Consider the following 6,371-nt stretch of genomic DNA (forward strand, 5'->3'; position numbering starts at 1 on the left):
CGTCTTGCCCCTGTAGGAACGATTGGTGATCTCCGGGTCGATTACCGGATCCCCGGCGGCGATACTTTTTTCACGGGACTGGGTGGCTGTATAGTCACTCAACTGGAGGCTGATGGGAACGTATCCGTTCCCCCCTGCTTCCCTGTCTTCCCTGCTGTAGCCAGCGCTCACAGGGCTTTTGATAAATATCATGGCAAAATCTGCCTCCTCCGGATTGTCTGTAACCTCATAGAATTTCGCAATCAGGGACGTGTTTACAGCATCTTCTTCCCGTTCAGGGGTGGGCTGCCCGAAAAAATTGATCCCTGCAGGGACCTTACGCTTCGGGATATAAACCTTCCATCCTTTCTCCACAGGAAGGACACCATCCTTGTTTTTCAACATTACGATCGATTTTAACTGAGCCTGATACCCCGCATCCATAAACTCCGGTTTCCCGACTTCTTCCACGGACGCTTCAGGATCCAGGTAGGGGTTCTCAAACAAACCAACCTGAAAAATATTTGTGAGCAGCCGGACGGCCGATCTTTCGATACGGGCGCGCATGGCCTCTTTTCCGTATTTCTCCGCCAGCATCTGGAAGGCTTCCAGCACTGGTCCTGAGTCATCGTTCCCGCCAAATTGGTCACCCCCGGCCTCAAGGGCCTTAAAATGCCGTTCAGCAACACTGAGCGCTTCCACACCCCAGGGTTTTCCGGCAAAAACATCCGGATAGGGCCCCTCATCCGCTGTGATGAGCCAGTCCGTGCATACCACACCGTCATATCCATATTGCTCCCTGAGCAAATCCGATACAATATACTTGCTGAAACCATTGCCTACATTCTCCCCGTAAACGGTATCCCGTCCATAGGAAATAGTGTAATAGGGCATCACCGCGGCGGCGGAGCCCGTCTTCCCTTTTAGCTTGAAAGCCCCGTCCAGAAAAGGCTTTAAATGATCCTGGAAATTGTCCCCTGGATATACCGCGAATTTCCCATAGGCAAAATGACCATCTCTTCCGGCTTCTTCCGGCCCCCCACTGGGCCAGTGCTTTACCATTGCGTTTACGCTCTCCCGACCCCAGTCGCCATCCTTGCCGGTTCCCTGAAAGCCATCGACATAGGCTCGTGCCATCTCAGTAGCGAGCACTGGATCTCCACCGAAGGTTCCGTAAAACCGGTTCCATCTCGGTTCTGTGGCCAGGTCGATCTGAGGGGAGAGGGCGGTGGTTATACCCAGGGCCCTGTATTCACGGGAAGCTATTTCCCCGAATTGTTTGGTAATTTCCGGATCAAAGGTTGCCGAAAGCCCAATTTCTTCTGGCCACAGGGAGATAGTACCCCCCGAACCCGCATTGTATTCCGCATCACTCCGTGCGCCGTTCCGGGGATCGGAACTGTTATTGGCCGGAATTCCAAAATGTAACCCTTCAACTTGTGCCTGTATGTTGTTATTCCATCGCGCTGCAGTTTCCGGGTTTTCCACTGAGGTGATCAGTAGATGACGGAGGTGGTCCTCCATGAGAAACTTATTTTGCTGGTCCGTCAGGGCATAAGCCACAGTATCCGCCTCATTAAAGGGTTTTCCTCCATAGGTCCCTGCCCGGTAGCCCTCGGAGTCTGCGGGAATGGCCTGGTGTCGGCTGTAGAGCATCAACCCTGCAATTTGCTCCTTTGGCAGGCGGGACGCCAGGTCCCGTGCGCGCTCATCAACGGAAAGTCTCCAATCCTCGTATGGATCAACATTGCCATTCTTATTCAGATCCTTGAAAGGCAGGCCATCCCTTTCCAGAATTCCAACCCCTGAGTGGGTAGAATATCCCAGCACAGGGCCGTCGGGCACTTCAATAATGCGCAAATCTTCTCCAAAGGGTTTTTCAACCCATTCTGGTTGGGATTTACAGGCAAAAAGAAAAAGGGTGATAAGTGTTAGGGGTAGGGCGAGCTTATTCATGGCAACAGATTTCATATAAACGCCCTAAAAATATGAAACCTGTGTGGCAATCCTACTGTTGTGGCAACAGTACTTCGCGGGTATCGGCATACTTTAAGATCGAATCCTTCGTATATAACATTGGAAAGTACTCGTCCTCTGCCCATTTTTGGAATAAATTAGAATAGTACGGACTGTCAGGATTACCGGACTGGCCGGGGCTATTCATCCCCAGGGCCTTATCCCATTCCCCCACGGGGATGATCACCCGAAAAGATGCCCCGCTGCTCTGGCGATAATTGTTCCCGGTCGATCCCGGGGTGTATCCATTGCCCCCTCTCGGCAAGGGACCCAGATCCAGCCCTTTTTTGAATTCTCCGGAAAGGGCATCACTGAGCGGATGGGTCATAGCTGTATGTTTCAAGGCTTTTTGACCGTACTGCCATTGGGCCATATCCTCACCAAGGCGCCGGGTTAAGCCTTCCACAGCCGAATTAAAAGTATCGTGAAGAAAGGCATCCCGGTTCGAAGCATTTCCAAATACGGATTCCGGTTCCCGGATCCATTGCAGAATACGTTCCAGTTGTAAACTGCGTAGGATCTCCCGGGCCTCAGCAGGGACAAAGCTGGCATGTCCCACGTCGCGAATTTCATTTTCCCAGGCCACGTAGATAGCCGCCGGGATGGCATTCGGGGCCAGGGTGTAGTCCCAGTCTGAAAAATATTTTCGTGCCTCTTCCGACCTTCCTGACAACTCCAGGGAGTTTAAGTAAGGCACCAGTTCCCGTGCAGGCAGGGAGTGGTAATCGGTCTGTAATTCCTGCATTTCTTCCAAAGTGAGGGGGGCACTTTCCGAGAGCACTTCCTGAATACGAAAGCCCCGGAAAGGATCCGCCCAGGAATAGGCTATGGCATCCCAATGCGTATAGGAATCAGAGGTTACATTCTCATTGGCCGTGGCGATAAACTGCCGCTCCGGGTTAAGCTCATGGGGTTTTTGGCCTATGGGTAGATACTCGGCCCATTCAAACCGCCCATCTCCCGGAACGGGAACCAGGCCTGAAAAGTTTTTGCGGACCGGAGCAATTCCAACGGCCTGCCAGCCGATATCCCCGTCCGCATCTGCCCAGATCATATTCTCCCCGGGGATGTGACTATAGGTGCACGCCTCGCGGAATGTTTCCCAGGAGTCGGCCTGGTCCATTCTCAGGGAAGCCAGGTAGGGGGCACCTCCCGGCTCCATCCAGGCGCAGCGCACGGCATAGGCTTTATGGCGGAGGGTATCTTCAAAAACTACCGGACCATGCCGGCTGTATTTTAAGGTTGCCGTATAGGGCTCCAGCCCTTTTACCGAAATGCGCTCCTTCACAACCTCCATTTCCTCCCACTGTCCCTGGTATCGGTATTGATTCGGGTTATCCGTATGGGTGTCGTAGACATAAAGGTCTTCCCCATCGGTTTCAAAAACGGTCAACCCCCAGGCGCCAAAACCATTATGCCCGATTGAAACGCCGGGGATTTCGGGTTCCCCTCCCCCAATAACATTCCACCCCGGAGCCACCAGATGTACCATATAACGAAGGGAAGGTACGGCAATCCGACGGTGGGGATCGTTGGCCATAAGCGGTTTTCCATTAGCCATTTTGGCTCCGGCCACCACCCAGTTATTGCTTCCAATGGACAAACTATCTTCTCCCGCGGTCGGATGATGGGACTCATTAGATATTGCACTATTGAGGAGGGCTGTTTCAACCGGGGTACTCCGATACGCCTCTAAAATGTGATCCGCACGGAACCTTACCGGCTTGCGGTAGGCCTCATAAAGTCCAAGGATATCTTCAAAAAGTCCTTCTTTGTCAATTCCATCCTGTAAAGTGAGATCCGGGGTCTTTGGGTGAAACCACAGTAGTGAATTTACGGCTTCGGGCCCGAGGAGTGCTACCGCCCGACCCACCGCAAGCTCTTCCTGGATGTTTCCCAAAAGGCCCTGATGGCGTGAAATTACGACTTCGGGGGTCCATTTTTCCGGTAGTATCCCAAGGGCTTTAAATTCAATGGGTAAAGTCTCTGGAGAAGCCAATGCCTGCTCTATATAGGCATTTACCCCTTTTGTATACGCTTCGATGATCTCGATTCCATCTTCGTGGTAGTATCCCATTTCCTCGGACATGGATCCCCGGTATTTAAACAATCGTGTACCAATGTCCCGTTTTAGTTCAGATTCCCCCAGGATTTCGGCTACCGTCCCTGTGGCCTGCCGGCGCCAGACTTCATATTGAAACAAGCGGTCCTGTGCGGACAGGTATCCCTGGGCAAAAAACAAATCGGCCTGGTTTTGTGCATAAATATGGTTGATCCCATAAGGATCCCTAACGATTTCAACACTTTCCTCCAGGCCCGGAACCCTTAAAACACCTTCTTCGGATTTTCGGCAGGAAACCAATGCCAGGATAAGTAGGAAAAAGGAAATAGACTTCATCTGAAAGGAGTTTGTTTGAATATAGTCAAAGGGGAGGTTCTCCCAAAGCTGAATTTCTGAAAAAAGGAACCGGTTTTCGATACGAGACCCCTCGCTTGATGCGTGTATGAAAACCGCATTTACACTTTAATTTCCCGACCCTGAACCGCTAATTCCATCGGAAAAGAATAGGGGGTTTCGCGCATAAAATCCTCATACATTTTTGTCCGAAGCGTATCGGGGTGGGCCGGGTCGTGATGGAAAAGTATCAGATGTTTAGCCTGGGTGCGGGAACAGAATTCTGCCGCCATATCCAGGCTGCTGTGCCCCCAGCCTATTTTTACGGGATACTCCTCCTTGCTGTACTGAGAATCGTGAATGAGTAAATCGGCATGGAGGGCGAGGTCAAAACCCGAGACCCATTCATCCTTCGTATAGAGATGTTCCTTGCCGATGATGGGCTCGTGGTCCGGAATATAGGCAAGCGTCCTGGATTTACCCTGAACCCGGTATCCCAGGGTAGGGCCTGGATGACTAATAAACCTGGTGGTAATCTCAAAATTCCCGAAAGTAAAAGTTTCCTCCGAGAGTTCGTGAATAGTCAGTTTGGAAGGCACATCCCTGAGGGGTATGGGAAACAATGGGGGTGAAAGAAAGCGATTCAACCGGCTGATCAAAGGTTCACTGGAGCCTCCGGGACCCCAGATATGCACTTCCTTGCCGGGGGTAAAGAGGGGCTTACAAAACGCCAGTCCCTGGATATGGTCCATGTGTAAGTGCGTCAGGAAAATGTCGACGCGTTTTTCGGGATAGTCGCGATTAAAGTCAATTTCGAGAATACCGGTTCCCGCATCTAAAATCATACGTTGGGACCCCTCAATGACTTCAATACAAGGGGTATTCCCCCCATAAGTCTGATTTTCAACAGAAGAAGTGGGATAGGCACCCCGGGTTCCATGCAGCCTGACCCTCATAAATGTAGTTCATTATCCCAAAAAATCGCCATGGCTCCCGAAAAATCGCTGGAACGTCCTATAATAGGAATAGAAGTAACGGATATTCGTGTGGATTTTTGCTCCAGATTATTGATCCAGAAGGTTCTATGGGCAGGTAATTGTGTTTGCAGGGTTTGTACCAGCGGGAGTCCATCGGGCTCGATAGGGTTGCCCTTTTCATCGTGAGGGTAAAAGGACGACCCCCAAACTCCAACGGGCATGGGGCCCGTGTCTTCAAACTTCTGCCCCAACACGCCTTCCGCAGGGGTATTATAAAACAATAGGTTCCCCTTAGGATCTACAATAAAAACAGGTACGGACAGGCAATCCGCCAGTTGCCTGCTTAAAATTAATTCTATTGCGTGACTGGGCATTTGAAATTCGGGTTTGAATCGATGTTCATTTAAAGATATTAAATTATAAGACAAGAAGCCTCAATTTACGTTATAAATACTGTCTTCATGGCCCAGAGGGCCGATCTAAACGAAATCTCTTAAGCTTTATTAACAGGCTCGTATATGGGGTAGAGGCATTGATATCGTTTAGGAAATATCCTGTAAAACGCAAACAGGGCTTTTGAGATCCGTTCCCAAAATAAAAACCTTCCCTGCACCCTTACATCATCGAATCGCCAAAACACCTGTAGCCTCTCCCCTATTTTTTACAAAAAACCGACAGCGCATGGCGCGATTCATTTGAGGAATCCGAGAATAATTGTAGCTTTCTGAAAAATTTTAAAATGGAAGAGAAAAAACCGACTATTCAAATCTCCAAAACTGGAAAAGTAACCGTGCTCAATGCACAGGATATCGAATTGCTGGATGGTGATGGCAACCCTATCCCCAAGAGAAACCGATTTTCCCTCTGCAATTGTGGCAAGACGGGGGACAGTCCTTTTTGCGACGGTTCCCACAACAATTGATTCCCACCGGCGATTCCTCAGGAAATCTCGTGAACTAAAGGCAGTTCGGTCACGGACAGTTCATTCGGGGTATCGGTAAGTG

Annotated in this window: 5 protein-coding genes; 1 reads left to right on the forward strand and 4 read right to left on the reverse strand. The window is 50.4% G+C overall.

Annotated features, from left to right (window positions below):
- The 4 genes from WBV75_RS12890 to WBV75_RS12905 all read right to left on the reverse strand — a co-directional run.
- Positions 1 to 1,935: glycoside hydrolase family 3 protein (locus WBV75_RS12890; RefSeq protein WP_424120996.1), on the reverse strand; the 1,935-nt coding region annotated here is incomplete at its 3' end.
- Between the two features lie 52 nt (positions 1,936 to 1,987).
- Positions 1,988 to 4,393 (reverse strand): penicillin acylase family protein, encoded by a 2,406-nt coding sequence (locus WBV75_RS12895; RefSeq protein WP_424120997.1) that lies wholly within the window; start codon positions 4,391 to 4,393, stop codon positions 1,988 to 1,990.
- A 119-nt stretch (positions 4,394 to 4,512) separates the two neighbouring features.
- Complete coding sequence (locus WBV75_RS12900; RefSeq protein WP_424120998.1) at positions 4,513 to 5,346, reverse strand: MBL fold metallo-hydrolase; 834 nt, start codon at positions 5,344 to 5,346, stop codon at positions 4,513 to 4,515.
- A complete protein-coding gene (locus WBV75_RS12905; protein WP_424120999.1) occupies positions 5,343 to 5,741 on the reverse strand; it encodes a hypothetical protein in 399 nt (132 codons plus the stop codon). The genes WBV75_RS12900 and WBV75_RS12905 overlap by 4 nt, the downstream gene beginning before the upstream one ends.
- A 365-nt stretch (positions 5,742 to 6,106) precedes the next feature.
- Between WBV75_RS12905 and WBV75_RS12910 the strand changes: the two genes are divergently transcribed.
- Positions 6,107 to 6,289 carry a CDGSH iron-sulfur domain-containing protein gene (locus tag WBV75_RS12910; RefSeq protein WP_424121000.1) on the forward strand — a complete coding sequence of 61 codons (183 nt, stop codon included), beginning with the start codon at positions 6,107 to 6,109 and terminating at the stop codon, positions 6,287 to 6,289.
- The last annotated feature ends 82 nt before the right edge of the window (positions 6,290 to 6,371 follow it).

It is taken from the genome of Robiginitalea sp., from assembly GCF_049588695.1.
In the GTDB taxonomy this organism is placed as follows: domain Bacteria; phylum Bacteroidota; class Bacteroidia; order Flavobacteriales; family Flavobacteriaceae; genus Robiginitalea.

Bases quoted from the DNA above. Each gene is read 5' to 3' on its own strand.
- WBV75_RS12895 (WP_424120997.1), bottom strand. From the start codon at position 4,393: ATGAAGTCTATTTCCTTTTTCCTACTTATCCTGGCATTGGTTTCCTGC.
- WBV75_RS12900 (WP_424120998.1), bottom strand. From the start codon at position 5,346: ATGAGGGTCAGGCTGCATGGAACCCGGGGTGCCTATCCCACTTCTTCT.
- WBV75_RS12910 (WP_424121000.1), top strand. From the start codon at position 6,107: ATGGAAGAGAAAAAACCGACTATTCAAATCTCCAAAACTGGAAAAGTA.
- WBV75_RS12905 (WP_424120999.1), bottom strand. From the start codon at position 5,741: ATGCCCAGTCACGCAATAGAATTAATTTTAAGCAGGCAACTGGCGGAT.